This is a genomic window from Microbacterium oleivorans (assembly GCF_001644225.1).
GTDB lineage: Bacteria > Actinomycetota > Actinomycetes > Actinomycetales > Microbacteriaceae > Microbacterium > Microbacterium gawkjiense.
Genome location: NZ_LSTV01000001.1, coordinates 1,151,601 through 1,168,357, shown reverse-complemented (window position 1 = coordinate 1,168,357; position 16,757 = coordinate 1,151,601). Strand labels below are relative to the sequence as shown.

At 69.9% G+C, this 16,757-nt stretch carries 16 protein-coding genes, 1 tRNA gene and 1 pseudogene; 13 read left to right on the top strand and 5 right to left on the bottom strand.

The features are described 5' to 3' along the window. The first annotated feature begins 59 nt into the window (after positions 1–59). The 10 genes and pseudogenes from obgE to AYL44_RS14880 form a co-directional block, all read left to right on the top strand. Positions 60–1,565 (top strand): GTPase ObgE, encoded by a 1,506-nt coding sequence (obgE, locus tag AYL44_RS05605; RefSeq protein ID WP_064002213.1) that lies wholly within the window; start codon positions 60–62, stop codon positions 1,563–1,565. Further along, complete coding sequence (gene proB, locus AYL44_RS05600) at positions 1,562–2,392, top strand: glutamate 5-kinase (protein ID WP_064002212.1); 831 nt, start codon at positions 1,562–1,564, stop codon at positions 2,390–2,392. The genes obgE and proB overlap by 4 nt, the downstream gene beginning before the upstream one ends. 42 nt (positions 2,393–2,434) lie before the next feature. Further along, positions 2,435–3,694: a glutamate-5-semialdehyde dehydrogenase gene (locus AYL44_RS05595; RefSeq protein ID WP_064002211.1), complete on the top strand. Its 1,260-nt coding sequence runs from the start codon at positions 2,435–2,437 to the stop codon at positions 3,692–3,694. A 44-nt stretch (positions 3,695–3,738) separates the two neighbouring features. After that, entirely contained in the window at positions 3,739–3,963 is a 225-nt protein-coding gene (locus AYL44_RS05590; protein WP_064002210.1) for a hypothetical protein, read from the top strand. Between the two features lie 10 nt (positions 3,964–3,973). Continuing rightward, the gene (nadD, locus tag AYL44_RS05585) at positions 3,974–4,570 is read left to right on the top strand and encodes a nicotinate-nucleotide adenylyltransferase (RefSeq protein WP_064002209.1); all 597 of its coding nucleotides are present in this window, start codon (positions 3,974–3,976) and stop codon (positions 4,568–4,570) included. Next, positions 4,567–5,793, top strand: a complete 1,227-nt coding sequence (locus AYL44_RS05580; protein WP_064002208.1) for a hypothetical protein — start codon at positions 4,567–4,569, stop codon at positions 5,791–5,793. Before nadD ends, AYL44_RS05580 begins: the two co-directional genes overlap by 4 nt. Beyond that, on the top strand, positions 5,793–6,170 hold the full coding sequence (gene rsfS, locus AYL44_RS05575; protein WP_064002207.1) for a ribosome silencing factor: 378 nt from the start codon (positions 5,793–5,795) through the stop codon (positions 6,168–6,170). Before AYL44_RS05580 ends, rsfS begins: the two co-directional genes overlap by 1 nt. Before the next feature lie 72 nt (positions 6,171–6,242). Further along, positions 6,243–6,318, top strand: a tRNA-Ala gene (locus tag AYL44_RS05570). A 128-nt stretch (positions 6,319–6,446) separates the two neighbouring features. Then, complete coding sequence (locus AYL44_RS05565) at positions 6,447–6,833, top strand: hypothetical protein (RefSeq protein WP_157532570.1); 387 nt, start codon at positions 6,447–6,449, stop codon at positions 6,831–6,833. A gap of 67 nt (positions 6,834–6,900) precedes the next feature. Beyond that, positions 6,901–7,074: pseudogene (locus AYL44_RS14880) on the top strand (low temperature requirement protein A); the annotation flags it as partial. Positions 7,075–7,167: 93 nt separating this feature from the next. Here AYL44_RS14880 and AYL44_RS05555 read toward each other — a convergent pair. Next, positions 7,168–7,374, bottom strand: coding sequence for a hypothetical protein (locus AYL44_RS05555; protein WP_064002204.1), 207 nt, complete (start codon positions 7,372–7,374; stop codon positions 7,168–7,170). A 159-nt stretch (positions 7,375–7,533) separates the two neighbouring features. Here AYL44_RS05555 and nagE point away from each other — a divergent pair, with 159 nt between their 5' ends. Continuing rightward, positions 7,534–9,453 (top strand): N-acetylglucosamine-specific PTS transporter subunit IIBC, encoded by a 1,920-nt coding sequence (nagE, locus tag AYL44_RS05550; RefSeq protein WP_064002203.1) that lies wholly within the window; start codon positions 7,534–7,536, stop codon positions 9,451–9,453. A gap of 8 nt (positions 9,454–9,461) precedes the next feature. Here the strand turns inward: nagE and AYL44_RS05545 are convergent, their stop codons facing one another. The 4 genes from AYL44_RS05545 to AYL44_RS05530 are packed head-to-tail and all read right to left on the bottom strand — an operon-like array spanning position 9,462 to position 12,773. Beyond that, the gene (locus AYL44_RS05545) at positions 9,462–10,319 is read right to left on the bottom strand and encodes a hypothetical protein (RefSeq protein WP_064002202.1); all 858 of its coding nucleotides are present in this window, start codon (positions 10,317–10,319) and stop codon (positions 9,462–9,464) included. A 7-nt stretch (positions 10,320–10,326) separates the two neighbouring features. Beyond that, positions 10,327–11,034, bottom strand: a complete 708-nt coding sequence (locus AYL44_RS05540; protein WP_064002201.1) for an SOS response-associated peptidase — start codon at positions 11,032–11,034, stop codon at positions 10,327–10,329. 10 nt (positions 11,035–11,044) lie between these two features. Then, positions 11,045–12,091 (bottom strand): App1 family protein, encoded by a 1,047-nt coding sequence (locus AYL44_RS05535; protein ID WP_064002200.1) that lies wholly within the window; start codon positions 12,089–12,091, stop codon positions 11,045–11,047. A 4-nt stretch (positions 12,092–12,095) separates the two neighbouring features. Beyond that, positions 12,096–12,773 carry a DedA family protein gene (locus tag AYL44_RS05530; RefSeq protein WP_064002199.1) on the bottom strand — a complete coding sequence of 226 codons (678 nt, stop codon included), beginning with the start codon at positions 12,771–12,773 and terminating at the stop codon, positions 12,096–12,098. Between the two features lie 33 nt (positions 12,774–12,806). Here AYL44_RS05530 and AYL44_RS05525 point away from each other — a divergent pair, with 33 nt between their 5' ends. After that, positions 12,807–14,090 carry an anthranilate synthase component I family protein gene (locus AYL44_RS05525; protein ID WP_064002198.1) on the top strand — a complete coding sequence of 428 codons (1,284 nt, stop codon included), beginning with the start codon at positions 12,807–12,809 and terminating at the stop codon, positions 14,088–14,090. Between the two features lie 68 nt (positions 14,091–14,158). Continuing rightward, a complete protein-coding gene (gene leuS, locus AYL44_RS05520; protein ID WP_064002197.1) occupies positions 14,159–16,738 on the top strand; it encodes a leucine--tRNA ligase in 2,580 nt (859 codons plus the stop codon). The last annotated feature ends 19 nt before the right edge of the window (positions 16,739–16,757 follow it).

The window sequence follows — 16,757 nt, the reverse complement described above, 5'->3', positions numbered from 1 at the left end:
CTTCACGAGGGGCGGGCTACGGCCCGCCCCTCGTCTTTTCCCCTGATAGGAGACATCGCATGGTGACGTTCGTCGACCGCGTGACGCTGCATCTGCGCGCGGGCAAGGGCGGCAACGGCTGCGTCTCTGTCAAGCGTGAGAAGTTCAAGCCGCTCGCCGGCCCCGATGGCGGCAACGGTGGGCACGGCGGTGACATCGTCCTCGTCTCCGACCCGCAGGTGACGACGCTCCTGTCATACCACCACTCGCCGCACCGCTCGGCCGGCAACGGCGGGTTCGGCATGGGCGATCACCGCTCCGGCGCGAACGGCGAGCCCCTCGAGCTCACCGTCCCGGTCGGCACGGTCGTCAAAGACGACAACGGTGAAACCCTCATCGACATGGCGACCCCCGGCATCCGCTTCGTGGTCGCGCCGGGCGGGCAGGGCGGTCTCGGCAACGCAGCGCTCGCGAACCCCAAGCGCAAGGCCCCCGGCTTCGCGCTGCTCGGCACGCCCGGCTGGGAGGGGGATGTCCACCTCGAGCTGAAGACGGTCGCTGACGTCGCCCTCGTGGGCTTCCCGTCCGCCGGCAAGTCGAGCCTGATCGCGGCGATCTCCGCCGCGCGGCCCAAGATCGCCGACTACCCGTTCACGACGCTCCACCCGAACCTCGGGGTCGTCCAGGCCGGCGATGCGCGGTACACCGTCGCCGACGTGCCCGGCCTCATCGAGGGCGCCAGCGAGGGCAAGGGTCTCGGACTCGAGTTCCTGCGCCACGTCGAACGCTGCACGGCGCTCGTGCACGTCCTCGACTGCGCGACGCTCGAGCCCGGTCGCGATCCTCTCAGCGACCTCGACGTGATCCTCGCCGAGCTCGGGGCCTACCCCGTGCCCGAGGGCCAGGTGCCCCTGCTGGAGCGTCCGCAGCTCGTCGCACTCAACAAGCTCGACGTCCCGGAGGCGAAGGACCTCGCCGACCTCGTCCGGCCCGAGCTCGAAGCGCGCGGCTTCCGCGTGTTCGACATCTCGACCGTCAGCCGCGACGGTCTGCGTCAGCTGACCTTCGCGCTCGGCGAGATCGTCGAGGAGCACCGCGCGGCCCTCGCTGCCGCGCCCGCGCCGGAGCGCGTCGTGATTCGCCCGAAGGGATCGACGAAGGACTTCGAGATCCGCGTCGAGGGCGGCACGTACGGCAACATCTACCGCATCCTCGGCGACAAGCCGGTGCGGTGGGTGCAGCAGACCGACTTCCAGAACGAGGAGGCCGTCGGATTCCTGGCGGACCGCCTCGAGAAGCTGGGCGTCGAGGACGGCCTCTTCAAGGCCGGCGCGCAGGCCGGGTCGACGGTGGTGATCGGCCCCGGTGACGGCATCGTGTTCGACTGGCACCCGTCCCTCGGGTCCGCGGCCGAGCTCATGACCGCACCGCGAGGCACCGACCCCCGACTCGATCTGAACCCGCGTCGGACGACGTCCCAGCGCCGTGACCGCTATCACGAGCGGATGGATGCGAAGGCCGAGGCCCGCGCCGAGCTCGAGTCCGAGCGCCTCGCGGCCCGCGGGGAGGACGAGGACGCGTCGTGACGCTGCAGGACCGCGCGGGCCTCGCCGGCGCACGCCGTGTCGTGGTGAAGGTCGGGTCGTCCTCGATCAGCGGTGAGAACGCCGGCAAGATCGGACCGATCGTCGATGCCCTCGCCGAGGCGCACGCGCGCGGCACCGAGGTGGTGCTGGTCTCCTCCGGTGCCATCGCCACCGGCATGCCGTTCCTGCTCCTCGACGCGCGTCCGAGCGACCTCGCCACGCAGCAGGCGGCGGCCGCGGTGGGGCAGAACGTCCTCATCTACCGCTACCAGGAGGCGCTGCGCCCGTTCGAGATCGTCGCGGGTCAGGTCCTGCTGACGGCGGGTGACCTCGAGAACCCGACGCACCGCTCGAACGCGCGCCGCGCGATGGAGCGGTTGCTGGGTCTGCGGATCCTGCCGATCGTCAACGAGAACGACACTGTCGCGACCCACGAGATCCGCTTCGGCGACAACGACCGGCTCGCCGCCCTCGTCGCCCAGCTGATCGGGGCCGACGCACTCGTGCTGCTGAGCGACATCGAGACGCTCTACACCCGCCCGCCCGACGAGCCCGGCGCCGTCCCCATCACGCGCGTCGACTTCGGTGACGACCTCGCCGGGTATCAGTTCGGCTCCGTCGTGGTAAACAGCGTCGGCACCGGGGGAGCGGCCACCAAGGTGTCGGCGGCCCGGCTCGCGTCCGCTGCGGGGATCGCGGTACTCGTCACGAGCGCCGATCTCGTGCACGCGGCGCTCCGCGGCGATGAGGTGGGCACGTGGTTCGCGCCGAACCCGCATCCCGCCGCACCGTCGATCACCGGGTCCGTGCGCGTTCCCGAGGCCTGACACGGGGGGAGCGGCGGCATCCGTCCGCTCTAGACTTGGCGGATGACGATCACCGCGACCACCCCCCAGGAGCGCATGCACGCGGCGCGCACCGCGTCCCGGTCCCTGGGTCTGTTGACGGATGCCGCCAAGGCCGACCTCCTGCGCTCGATCGCCGCCGCGATCGAGGCGAACATCGCGCCCATCGTCGCCGCCAACGCCGAGGACCTGGCGCGCGGCCGCGCCGACGGCCTCTCGACCGGCCTGCTCGACCGGTTGACGCTCGACGATCAGCGGGTGCGCGCTCTCGCTGCCGCCGTGCGCGACGTCGCCGAGCTCCCTGACCCCGTGGGTCGCGTGCTCGATGAGCGCGTGCTGCCCAACGGATTGCATCTGCAGAAGGTGTCCGTCCCGTTCGGGGTGATCGGCTCGATCTACGAGGCCCGCCCCAACGTGACCGTCGACATCGCCGCCCTCGCGCTGCGGTCGGGCAACGCCGTGGTCCTTCGCGGCGGGAGCGCTGCGCAGTCCTCGAATGCGGCCCTCATCTCCGTCATGCGCGGCGCCCTCGCCGAGGCCGGCGTCGACCCCGAGGCAATCCAGACCGTCGACGACTTCGGTCGGGACGGCGCGCGGGCGCTCATGCGCGCCCGCGGACTCGTCGACGTCCTCGTCCCGCGCGGCAGCGCGCAGCTGATCGAGACGGTCGTCACGGAGTCGTCGGTGCCGGTCATCGAGACCGGTGCGGGCGTCGTGCACATCGTCCTCGACGAATCGGCTCCGCTCGAGTGGGCGACCGACGTCGCCGTCAACGCGAAGGTGCAGCGCCCCAGCGTGTGCAACGCCGTCGAGACCCTGCTGGTGCACCGGGGCGCCGCCGAGCGCCTCGTGCCGCCGGTGGTGGCCGCCCTGCAGGCCCAGGGGGTCACCGTCCACGGCGACGACGCCACCGCGGCCCTGGCGGCCGACGTGGTCCCCGCGACGGAGGCCGACTGGGCGACCGAGCACATGAGCCTCGACATCTCGGTGCGTGTCGTCGACGACCTCGACGAGGCCCTCGCGCACATCCGGCGCTACTCGACGCAGCACACCGAGTCGATCATCACCGCCGACGACGCGGCCGCGGAGCGGTTCCTGGCCGAGGTGGATGCCGCGGTCGTCATGGTCAACGCCTCGACCCGTTTCACCGACGGCGGCGAGTTCGGCTTCGGCGCCGAGGTGGGCATCTCGACGCAGAAGCTCCACGCGCGAGGCCCCATGGGTCTCCCGGAGCTGACGACCACCAAGTGGCTGGCGCGGGGCGCCGGGCAGATCCGCTCCTGACCACCTAAACTGTTCCTGCACCCGACCCCTCGAACGGAGCCCGAATGAATCTCGCGACGACCATCGTTTCCGCTGCGGCGGAGGCCGAGCACCACGGCGGCAACGTCATGGCCACGACCTTCGTCTACGGTGTGGTGGCCTTCGTGCTCTTCCTGCTGCTCGCGCTCGTGTCGGTGTCGTACCGCAACGTGGCCAACCGCCACGCGCACAAGGCCGAGGCGTACGCCGCGAAGAACCCCGTGCAGCAGGCGGGCCACGGCCACCACTGAGGCCGTGTCCATGGCAACCACGCGCGCACCGCGTATCGGTGTGATGGGCGGCACGTTCGACCCGATCCATCACGGCCACCTCGTGGCGGCGAGCGAGGTCGCTCAGTCGTTCGATCTCGACGAGGTCATCTTCGTCCCGACCGGTCAGCCATGGCAGAAGTCGGGCGTCTCCTCGGCGGAGCACCGGTATCTGATGACCGTCATCGCGACGGCATCCAACCCGATGTTCACCGTGAGCCGCGTCGACGTCGACCGGACCGGGGCGACCTACACGATCGACACCCTGCGCGACCTCAAGGCGCAGCGGCCCGACGCCGACCTCTTCTTCATCACCGGGGCCGACGCCATCGCGCAGATCCTCGGATGGCGCGACGTCGCCGAGCTGTGGGAGCTCGCGCACTTCGTGGCGGTGTCGCGTCCGGGGCACACGCTCAGCGTCGACGGGCTGCCGGCTGAGGACGTCAGCAAGCTCGAGATCCCCGCCCTGTCGATCTCCTCCACCGACTGCCGCGCTCGCGTGAGCCGTGGACACCCCGTCTGGTACCTCGTCCCGGATGGCGTCGTCCAATACATTGCGAAGCATCACCTGTATCGGAGCAAGGCATGAGCACACCTGACCAGCCGAGCACTCCGCCGCTCACCCGGCGCCAACTGCGCGAGCTGCGCAACACGGCATCCACGCCCATCATCACGCCCGAGCAGGCGCAGGCGAATGCCGAGATGTCGGATGCCGCCGCGGAGGAAGCGGCTGAGGCGGCCGCCGCCCACGAAGCCGAGGTCGCGCCCGAGCGCACGCCGATCGCCCTCGACGATCTTGCCGACCTCGACCCGGACGCGCGTCCCGTCACGCGGCGCCAGGCGCGTCTGCTGGAGAAGCTGCGCACCGGTACCGTCGAGGTGATCCCGACCGACACCGGCGAGGTCCCCACCTCGAAGACCGAAGCCGACGCCGAGCCCGATGTCGCCGACGCGGCCCCCCAGGCCGACGCCGAAGACGAGGCGCCTGAGGATGCTGCCGACGTCGTCGACGCCGAGGACATCGAACATCTCGAGGAGCCTGCAGCGGCGGACGAGCCTGCTGTCGATGAGCCCGCGGACGAGGCCGAGGCCGAGCCGCTGCACGAGGCCGTCGACGAGGATGCGCACGATGTCGACGACGAGGAGCCCGCGGCCCACGGCGACGAGTCCACGGAGCACGAGAATCTCGCCGAGGACGAGCGCGCGCAGGACGACGCGCCCGCAGAGGCGGATGCCGACGAACCGGCCGACGACGCCGCCGCCGAACCCGCGGAGCGCAAGGAAACGGAGGCGCACGACGAGGAGCAGGAGCCGGCGCGCGTCGTCGCGCCCGATCTCGGCGCGCAGCTGCTCGAGGACGGGGCGGCGCACGTCGAACTGCCGCCGTCGTTCGACCACCTGCTGACCCGGGGAGGGAACGGGTCCGCCTCGGCGCCGAACGCCCTCATCCTGTCGCAGACGCCCGACACCGGCTCGCTGTCGGTCCCGATCCTCGGTACCGGTGAGTTGATCATCACAGGCAGCTACCAGCTGCCCAACACGTTCGGCTCGACCGGTGCAGCGCCCGGTGTCTCCGACGGGAAGGATGCCGACGCCGCCCTCATGGACGGGGAACTCCCGCCGGCGTCCTCGCCCACCCCGATCGCCGCCTCTGCCGCGATCAGTACGATCAAGAGTGCGGATGACATCATCCGCCCCCCGGCGCCCGAAAAGGGCAGCCGCCTCATGATGACACTCGCGATCTGCGCCGGAGCCCTCGGGCTCGCCATCGCGACAGTGCTCGTCCTCATCCTTGTGAACGGAAGTTTCTGATGGTCGCTGCAGAGCACACGCACGAACTCGTCCAGGTGGCCGCCGCCGCCGCCGACAGCAAGGGCGGCACGGATCTCGTCGCCTTCGACGTCTCAGGCCCGCTCCCGCTGATCGACGCGTTCCTCCTCGTCACCGGTAACAGCGAGCGCAACGTCGCCGCCATCGCCGACGAGGTCGAAGACAAGATGCTCGAGGCCGGGCAGAAGCGTCTGCGCCGCGAAGGGCGCGACGAGTCGCGTTGGGTGCTGCTGGACTTCGGCGACCTCGTCGTGCACGTCTTTCACGAGGAGGAGCGGGTCTTCTACGGGCTCGAGCGCCTGTGGAAGGACTGCCCGATCATTCCCGTGACGATCGCGGAGCCCACACCGAGCGAGTGACCACGTCGCCTCGTGTTCAGAGCACTCCTCGGCGTGTAGTAAGCTGAATGAGTTGCCGCGAGCGGCGACCAAGGGCCTGTGGCGCAGCTGGTAGCGCACCTGCATGGCATGCAGGGGGTCAGGGGTTCGAGTCCCCTCAGGTCCACCAAACACCCCGGTTCGCCGGGGTTTTTGTGTTTCTCGGAAAGGTGGGCGCCGGCCCCCAAACATGAGATGGTGAACGCACGGCATCCGCCGCAGGAGGAACCCGTGGAGCGGACGTCGACCCTGATCAAGATGGTCGCATCTCTTTTCGCCGCGGTCATGGCGATCGCCGGTTTCGCGGCGATCGGAGCTGTATGGATCCCGCAGCCGGAGCTCAACCCTTTCGCGACGAACGGGGAGCTCATCGGGTACTTCTTCGCGCTGCACTCCGCCGGTGGGTTGGTTGCCTTCATCATCGTGCTGCTGCTCGCGGACAAGGGTGACGGCGACTCCTCACCGTTGACTGCTGCGTTCCTCGCGAATCTCGTCCCGGCCAGTGTCGGTCTCGCCGTCGCCGGCATCTTCGGCAACTGGGGCACCGTTGCGATCTCCGTTACTGCGGTGGCGCTCGTCGGCACTCTCACCTTCTGGCTCGTCCTGCGCGCTTTTCGTCGTTCTTTCGGGCCTCGGCACCCGTAACACCTGGGCTCGGCGAGCGGGGCCGTACCGGTGGGACGTGCGAACGACACGTCATCGGCTGATCCCGATGAGGCCGCGCGATCCGCACGAGCCGGGGCGGGCGGCATCCTCTCTCGAGTTGTTCTTCGATCTCGTGTTCGTCGTCGCGGTGAGCATCTCGGCGGTCGAGCTCCACCACGCGCTCGCGGAGGATCACGTCCTCGACGGCGTGCTCAGCTACGCAGCCGTGTTCTTCAGCATCATCCCCGTCCCGATCGCGTTGACCGCCGTCATCCTGGCGGTGGTCGTCGCCGTCCTGGTCTGGCGCTCGCCCGTCGCTTCGAGCCGGGAGGTATCAGAGCCCGTCGTCTGAGTCCGGGTCGTCCTGCGCGAGCTGCGCGTCGACGGTGAGGTCACCGTCCTCGGGGGCGTGGAACCGCTCGTCGGGGTCGACGGCCGCCCCGTCATCGGATGCGCCCTCGGGGGCGGGCGGGAGGCCCTCCTGTTCGCCGCCGATGAAGCGGTCCAGCCCGGGGGAGTGCGAGGTGCTGTCAGCGCTCACGATGATCCTTTCGACTCCGCCAGTCTCGCGGCGCAGGCGATGAGGGTCGAGGGCTTGACGCCGGCGTCGATGCCGACCGCGTGCCCTCTGACGTTCGACGCTCGCGGTGAGTAACCTCGTGCCTGGCTCCGCCCTCGCGGAGCTGAGAACGGAGAAACGATGAAGTTCTTCCAGAGGCTCGGCCGGTCGCTCATGCTGCCGGTGGCCGTCCTTCCCGTCGCCGCGATCCTGTCCGGCATCGGCTATTGGATCAAGAACGCCAATGGCGGCGCCGACAACATCGGCTCCGCGTTCCTGAGCGCGGCCGGCGGCGCGCTCCTGGACAATCTGGCCCTGCTGTTCGCCGTCGGTGTCTCGATCGGGATGGCGAAGAAGTCCGACGGCACCTCCGCCCTCGCCGGCCTCGTCTCGTGGCTCACCGTGACGACCATGCTGAGCCCGGCCACGATGGCGGCCCTCACCGGAGCCGCGGTCGAGGACGTCGACCCCGCGTTCACGAAGATCCAGAACGTGTTCGTCGGCATCATCTGCGGCCTGATCGGGGCGTGGTGCTACAACCGATTCAAGGACACGAAGCTGCCGGACGCGCTGTCGTTCTTCTCGGGCAAGCGCTCGGTCGCCATCGTCACCGCGGGGCTCTCGCTGGTCCTCGCGATCGTGCTCATGTTCGTGTGGCCGTTCGTCTACGGGGGCCTGGTCGGCTTCGGCGAGTGGATCGTCACCCTCGGACCGGTGGGCGCGGGCATCTACGGATTCTTCAACCGGCTGCTCATCCCGCTCGGGTTGCACCACGCGCTCAACTCCGTGTTCTGGTTCGACGTCGCGGGCATCAACGACCTCAACAACTTCCTGCAGGGCTCCGCCGGAGACGGCGTCTACGGCGTCACCGGGCAGTACATGACGGGCTTCTTCCCCATCATGATGTTCGGCCTCCCCGGCGCGGCGCTCGCGATGTACGTGACCGCCAAGACGACCCGGCGCAAGGTGGCCGCAGGCATCCTGCTCTCGGGAGCCATCTCGTCGTTCTTCGTCGGCGTCACCGAGCCGCTCGAGTTTTCGTTCATGTTCCTCGCGCCGTGGCTGTACCTCATCCACGCGGTGTTCATGGGCATCTCGCTGTTCGTCTCGGCGATCCTCCCGGTGCGCATGGGCTTCGGCTTCTCGGGCGGATTCATCGACCTCGTCCTGGGGTGGGCGAACCCGCTCGCCGAGAACCCCTGGATCATCCTGATCATGGGACCGATCTGGTTTGCGATCTACTTCGTGGTCTTCCGCTGGATCATCCGGCGGTTCGATCTCAAGACGCCCGGTCGCGAGGACGACGACGCGCTGGAGGACGAGGGGACGGATGCCGCGCCGCGCGGCGACTTCCATGCGACGGCGGAGCGGTTCGTCGAGGCCCTGGGCGGTCGCGAGAACATCGTCGAGCTCGACAATTGCGCGACGCGTCTGCGCATGGAGATCGCCGACGTCGCACGGGTCGACGACGCCGCCCTCAAGCGTGCCGGTGCGGCGGGGACGATCAAGCCGGGTGGGCACTCCGTCCAGGTCGTCTACGGATTGAACGTGCAGTTCGTGAAGGACGCGATGGAGGACGTTCTGGCGGGTCGCGCCGTGTCGGCGGCGCCCGCACCCACGACCGGCACCGCTGTCGCACAGGCGACGCAGGCTCCGGATCTCGTCCGGCTGCGCCCGCCGGTGGCCGGGCGCGTGCTGGCGCTGTCGGAGGTCCCCGATGAGATGTTCGCCGACGGGACGATGGGGCCGGGCGTCGCGATCGACCCGACGGGCGACGTGATCTCGGCGCCCGCTGACGGCCGCGTCGAGAGCGTGTTCCCGACCGGGCACGCGATCGGTCTGCGCCTCGACGACGGGACGGAGCTGCTGATCCACGTCGGCATCGACACCGTCGCGATGAAGGGCGACGGATTCGAGACACTCGTGACCGCCGGTCAGCGCGTGTCGGCGGGTGAGCCGCTGGTGCGCTTCGACCGGGCGAGGATCGTGGCCGCGGGGCACTCGCCGATCACGCCGATCGTCGTCCTCAACAACCCGGCGGCGCGCGTCGAGCTCGGGTGAGACCGGGGTCAGCCGATCCGTGCGAGGAGCGCCGCACGGATCGGCTGCGCCCTCGCCGTGAACACGCGCTGGGCGGCGACGTAGGCCGCCTTCCCTTCGGGTGTCTCGACGGGGACCGCGCTGTACCCCCACCCGGTCAGATCGTAGGGCGACGCACGCATGTCGATTTCCCGGATGTCGCGCGCGAGCTCGAACGCATCGAGCATCAACTCGCCGGGCACGAGCGGCCCCAGTTTCACGGCCCACTTGTAGAGGTCCATGCCGGCGTGGAGGCATCCCGGCTGTTCCATCTGCGGCTGCGTCTCCCGCGTCGGGGCGAAACGGTTGCGGGGCACGGCGTCAGGCGTGAAGAACCGGAACGCGTCGATGTGCGTGCACCGCACATCGTGCGCCTCGACGACGGCATCCGTCCCTTCCGCGCCGAGTCGGAGGGGGACCGGATGCCGCGTGTCCCGGTCGCGGTACACCATCGCCCACTCGTGCATGCCGAAGCAGCCATACGATGCCGTGCGTCCCAGGGCGCCCGCGAGGATGCCGCGGATCGCCCGGACGAGCGGGCGCTTCTCGGCGAGGAACGCCTCGGCGTCCGCGCCGACGACGCCGCCCTCGGCGCGGTACCACCGCCAGGCCGCGTGGGGTGCGTCGGCCGCGTCGTCGAGCGCGACGTCCCGCCCGGGATGCCACCGCCGCAGCAGGGAGGGTTTGTACGAGTAGTACGTGTACAGGAAGTCGTCGACGGGATGCGTCTCGCCGCGCGCCGCCCGCTGACGGCGCCGGGCGGTGAGCGCATCCGCGCGGGCGGCGTGCGCCAGGATCCGCTCGGTCCAGTCGGACCGGTCGAGCACGGTCGCGGTGGCGGTCGTCACGAGCGGGTCAGACGGGCTCGATGAGGTCGGGGGAGTCGTTGCGGACGTTCCCGACGGCGCTCGAGACGACATGGTCGGTCAGGCCGGCGACCACCTGGTCCGCGGCGTCGACGGCCGCGTCGAGCAGGTCGCCCACGTTGTCGACCTCGGTGTCGAGCCAGGCGTCGGCGAAGTCGGCGTCGAGGAACAGCGGCATCCGATCGTGGATGGAGCCGAGCGGATCTATGGCGGCGCGCGTGAGGATGGTGAACGAGAGCAGCCAGCGGCTCGGATCGTCCTCGGCCTTCGCGGGATCCTTCCACCACTCGTAGAGCCCGGCGAACAGCAGGGGCGAGCCGTCGGCGGGGTGGATGAAGTAGGGCGTCTTGCCCTCGTCGGTGGTCTGCCACTCGTAGTAGCCCGTCGCCGGCACGATCGCGCGGCGCTTGATGAGGGCCTGCCGGAACATCGGCTTGTCCTCAAGTTCCTCGGAACGCGCGTTGAACGCCCGCGCACCCACCTTGACGTCCTTCGCCCACGACGGCACGAGACCCCAGCGCGCCGGCTCGAGGCGTCGCGTGGGCGGATCGGTCTTGGCCGAGTCGAGGACGATCGCGACCTGCGAAGTGGGAGCGATGTTGTAGGACGGCGCCGGGAGGTCGTCGCTCTCGACGTCGACGCGCAGCACGCCGACGAGCTCGGAAGCGACATTCGCGACGACGAAGCGACCACACATGTCGGACAGCCTAGGAGGAGGGGGGGACATCGCGGACGATGTCGACGTCCGTCAACCGTTCCAGAAGTTCCGCCCCGTCATCGCCGGTCACCCACGGCACCCCGGCGGCGCTGTGGTCGTCGACCGCCGTGCGGCCACCCGCGAGGACCGCTTCCGCCGGTGTCAGCCGCCGGATCGCGACCGCCGCGACCTGCTCGGGATGCTGGATCGTGAACTGCGTGTAGATCTCATCGTCGTGCTGCCCGTCGTCGCCGATGAGGAGCCAGTCGATGTCGGGGAACTCGTCGGCCAACCGGCGGAGGCTCTCCTGCTTGTGCAGCTTGCCGCTGCGGAACCAGCGGTCGTGCGTCGGCCCCCAGTCGGTGAGCAGCATCGCGCCCATCGGGAACAAGTGCCGCCGCTGGAACCGAACGAGCGTCGGCGCGACGTTCCAGGCTCCCGTCGACAGGTACAGGACCGGCGATCCGGGGTTCTCGCGGGCGAGCCGTTCGAGCAGCACGGCCATGCCGGGCACCGGCTGCCGGGCGTGCTCGTTGAGGACGAAGGAGTTCCACGCCGCCACGAAGGGGCGGGGGAGAGCCGTCACCATGACGGTGTCGTCCACGTCCGAGATGATGCCGAATCGGATGTCGTCCCCGACCACGAACACGCGCGCCTCGACGGGCTCGGCCTTCTCGACCCGCATCGTGACCGTCTGCCATCCGGGCGGCAGCGTGGCGGGCAGGACGGCGTCGATCACGCCGCCGCGGTCGGCGGTGACCTCGTGCGGCACACCGTTCACGGTGACGGTGACCGTCGCGTGTGCGACGGGGACAGATGCGAAGCTGCGCCATCCGCGCACGCCCGCGTAATCGCCGCGTTCGCGCCTCTTGTCCTTCGGGGGGATGAGGACTCTGCCGAGCACCCGCACCCACTGGGTGCTCCCGTACCCCGGGAACGCGGCGACGGTCGCCGTCCGCCCGCGTGCGCGGGCGCGCTTCTCGCGCCACGCGTGGAACCTGTACTCCAAGCGCGCGAGCCAGAGCACCTTCATCGGGGTCGAAGCGGGGGAAGCCATCGCTTCAGTCTTTCACGTCGTCGGCGTCGGCCCCGGCGGGCTCCTCCTCGGCGAGGTGACGGGCTTCGCGCGCACTGATGACACGCTTCGCGACGTAGACCAGCAGGAGGAACGCCGCGATCACGCCGACGAACAGGTATCCCGCGTAGTGCAGGTTGTCGGAGAGCTCGCGGTATCCCTCGGCGGCGGCCGCCGCCACCGACACGTAGGCGACGGACCACACGGCGCACGCGGGCACGGTCCAGGCGAGGAACCGCCGGTAGGCGAAGCCGCTCATCCCGACCGTCAGCGGCACCAAGGAGTGCAGGACCGGCAGGAACCGCGACAGGAAGATCGCCGGCCCGCCCCGCCGCCGCAGGTACAGCTCGGCGCGCGCCCAGTTGCGCTCACCGATGAGCCGGCCGACGCGGGAGAAGCGGATGCGGGGACCCAACCAGCGGCCCAGGGCGAAGCCGATGCTCTCGCCCGCCAACGCTCCGATGAGAACCGCCGCGACGAGCCACGCGCCCTCGGGGAAACTGTCGACCGCGGTGCCCGACACGATCACGATCGAGTCGCCGGGGACGATCAGACCGACCAGCACGCTCGTCTCGAGCATCATGGCGACGCCGGCGACGATCGTCCGCACGACCGGGTCGACAGCCTGAACGGTGCCGAGCAACCAGTCGAGGATCTCGTTCACGACCTCAGATTATCGGCCGTCTACCCTGAAGGGATGTCGAGTGACCTGCCGCACCGCGTCCTCGCGGGGTGGGTCGATCCTGCGGTCGCGTTCACGGGGCTGTTCGCGGCGGGCGACGCCTTCTGGCTCGACGCCGGCCCGGACGCGTCCGACGGATGGAGCTGGGTGGGCAGCGGCATCCCGTCGTCCTCTCCACGCGACGTGATCGCCGCGGGCAGCGGCGACCGTGCGGCGGGGCCGTTCCGCGGCGGCTGGGTCGGATGGGCCGGGTACGACGCCGCGGCGGCCCGGGCGGGCGCGCCGGCCGCGATCGACCCGGGCCCGGAAGAACTCTGGCTGCGCGTCGAGCGGATGCTGGGGTTCGACCACTCCTCGCGTCGTGTCCTCGCCTTCGCCCCGGCCGATCGGTTGGTCGCGTTCGTCTCCGAAGTCGAATCGGTCGCCGCGTCGCCGCTGCCGTCGGTCGGTCCTGCTCCACAGGTCGAGGTCACCGCGCGCCACGAGCCGGGGGAGTACGCGGGACTCATCGAACAGTGCCGGGACGAGATCCGCGAGGGGCGCGCATATCAGCTGTGCCTGACGACGCGGTTCGAGACGGCGGCATCCGTCGATCCCGTGCAGACCTACCTGCGGCTGCGCGCCGCGACGCCCGCCCACCACGGCGGGTTCATCCGCAGCGGCGGGTGGGCGCTCGCGAGCGCGTCGCCGGAGCAGTTCCTCGCCGTGGACGACGGGATCGTCCGCACCCGCCCCATCAAGGGAACGCGCCCGCGATCCGCGGAGGCGGAGCGCGACGCGGCTCTCGCGGCGGACCTGCGCGCCAGCGTCAAGGAGCAGGCCGAGAACGTGATGATCGTCGACCTGATGCGCAACGACCTGCAGCGGGTCTGCGTCCCCGGGTCGGTGGCGGCTGAACGGCTGCTCGAGGTGGAGTCGTACCCGGCGGTGCATCAACTGGTGAGCACGGTGGCGGGTCGGCTGCGCCCCGGGACGACCGTCGGCCAGCTGTGGGACGCCGCGTTCCCGGCGGGGAGCATGACGGGAGCGCCGAAGTTGTCGGCCATGCAGATCCTGCACCGGCTCGAAGCCGCGCCGCGCGGGGTGTTCTCGGGATGCTTCGGGTGGATCGGCGACGACGGCGGGGTGGACCTCGCCATGGTCATCCGCTCGATCGTCGTCCATCCGGACGGCGCGTACGTCGGCGCCGGAGGGGGGATCACGTGGGGATCCGTCGCCGCGGACGAGGTCGCGGAGGTGAGGATCAAGGCGCGGGCACCGCTCCGCGCCTTGGGGGCGGACCTGCCTCCGGGCTGGTGAAAGTCCCGGTCCGCTAGGCTGAAACGGCGCTTTCGCGCGCCCTCCCGACTTTGCACGATTGGTTCACCGTGTCCTCCAGCACCTCCCACGACGCATCGACTCCCGAGCAGACGAGCTTCGACTCCCGCGCCATCCAGACCAAGTGGCAGACCCGGTGGGCGGAGGCCGACCCCTTCAAGGCGGGCGGCGACGAGGACACCCGACCGCGCAAGTACGTGCTCGGCATGTTCCCCTACCCCTCGGGCGACCTGCACATGGGGCACGCCGAGAACTACGCCTACGTCGACGCGGTCGCGCGGTTCTGGCGCCACCGCGGCTACAACGTCCTGAACCCGATCGGCTGGGACTCCTTCGGCCTGCCCGCCGAGAACGCGGCCATCAAGGGCGGTGCGGGCTCGGATCCCCGCGAGTGGACGTACAACAACATCGCCCAGCACAAGACGAGCTTCCGCGCGTTCGGGTCGTCCTACGACTGGAGCCGCGTGCTTCACACGAGCGACCCCGAGTATTACCGCTGGAACCAGTGGCTGTTCCAGCGCCTGTTCGAGCGCGGTCTCGCGTACCGCAAGCAGAGCGCCGTCAACTGGTGCCCCAACGACCAGACGGTGCTCGCCAACGAGCAGGTCGTCGACGGTCACTGCGAGCGGTGCGGGTACGAGGTCGTCAAGAAGAAGCTGACGCAGTGGTACTTCAAGATCACCGAGTACGCCGACCGCCTGCTCGATGACCTGAATCAGCTCGAAGGCTTCTGGCCGCACAAGGTGCTGCAGATGCAGCGCAACTGGATCGGTCGTTCGGTCGGTGCGGACATCGACTTCGAGATCGAGGGGCGCGACGAGAAGATCACGGTCTTCTCCACCCGTCCCGACACGCTGCACGGTGCGACCTTCATGGTCGTCGCCCCCGACTCCGACCTGGCTGCCGAGCTCGCCGAGGGCGCCTCGCCCGAGGTGCAGCAGCGCTTCCGCGACTACCTCGACACGGTGCAGAAGACGAGCGAGATCGAGCGGCAGACCGCCGACCGTCCCAAGACGGGTGTCTTCCTCGACCGCTTCGCGATCAACCCGATCAACGGCGAGCGTCTGCCGATCTGGGCGGCGGACTACGTCCTCGCCGACTACGGCCACGGCGCTGTCATGGCCGTGCCCGCTCACGACCAGCGCGACCTGGACTTCGCCCGCGCGTTCGACCTTCCGGTGAAGGTCGTCGTCGACACGACGGCGCCGGTCACGGGCGCCATCCCGGTCATCGAGGTCGACGAGGACGGTGTGCCGATCGGTGATGACCTCGAGTCGATCGACCCCGCCCGTACCGGCACCGCGCTGACGGGCGACGGGCGCCTGATCAACTCCGGCTCGCTCAACGGTCTGTCCAAGCGCAACGCGATCGCACGCGCGATCGAGGAGCTCACCGCAGCGGGCACCGGTCGTGCCGCGAAGACGTACCGCCTGCGCGACTGGCTGATCTCGCGCCAGCGCTTCTGGGGAACCCCCATCCCGATGATCCACACCGAGGACGGCCGCATCGTCCCCGTCCCCGACGAGCAGCTGCCGGTCGTGCTGCCCGATGCGAAGGGTCTCGACCTGAAGCCGAAGGGCACGTCGCCGCTGGGCGGCGCGACCGAGTGGATGACGACGGTCGACCCCGAGACGGGGGAGCCGGCGCTCCGCGATCCGGACACGATGGACACGTTCGTCGACAGCTCGTGGTACTTCCTCCGTTTCCTGGCCCCGAACGGGGCGACGGAGCCGTTCCCGACGGCAGAGGCATCCAAGTGGGCCCCGGTCGACTCGTACATCGGCGGCGTCGAGCACGCGATCCTGCATCTGCTGTACGCCCGGTTCATCACGAAGGTCCTCTTCGACATGGGCCTCGTCGACTTCACCGAGCCGTTCACGAGCCTCATCAACCAGGGCATGGTGCTGCTCGACGGGTCGAAGATGTCGAAGTCGAAGGGCAACCTCGTCGAGTTCGCGTCGAGCATGGACGACCCGGGAGCGGATGCCGTGCGTGTCGCGATCGCGTTCGCCGGACCCGTGGAGGACGACATCAACTGGGAGGACGTCTCGACGACGGGTGCCCAGAAGTTCCTCGCGCGCGCGCTGCGGATCGCCGCGGACGTCGCGAGCCCGACGGACGTCGTCTGGGCCGAGGGCGATGCCGCTCTGCGTCGCGTCACGCATCGCCTGTGGGCCGATGTCGTCGGCCTCGTCGAGCAGTCGAAGTTCAACGTCGTCGTCGCGCGCCTCATGGAGCTCGTCAACGCGACCCGCAAGACGATCGACTCCGGTGCCGGTGCGGCCGACCCCGCGGTCCGCGAGGCGGCCGAGGCCGTGGCGATGATCCTGGACCTCTTCGCCCCGCACACCGCGGAGGAGATGTGGGAGATCCTCGGCTACGAGCCGTTCGTCGGTGTGGTGCCGTGGCGTCAGGCCGACCCGACGCTCCTCGTCGAGGAGTCCGTCACGGCGGTCGTCCAGGTCAACGGCAAGGTGCGCGGCACGCTCACCGTCCCCGCCAAGATCTCGGGCGAGGAGCTCGAGCAGTTCGCGCGCGCCGACGAGAAGGTCCGTCGTGCGATCGGCGACAAGGAGATCACGCGCGCCGTGGTGCGTGCGCCGAAGGTCGTCAGCTTCACCGTCGCGTGAGTCCGGCCGTGGGCTGACC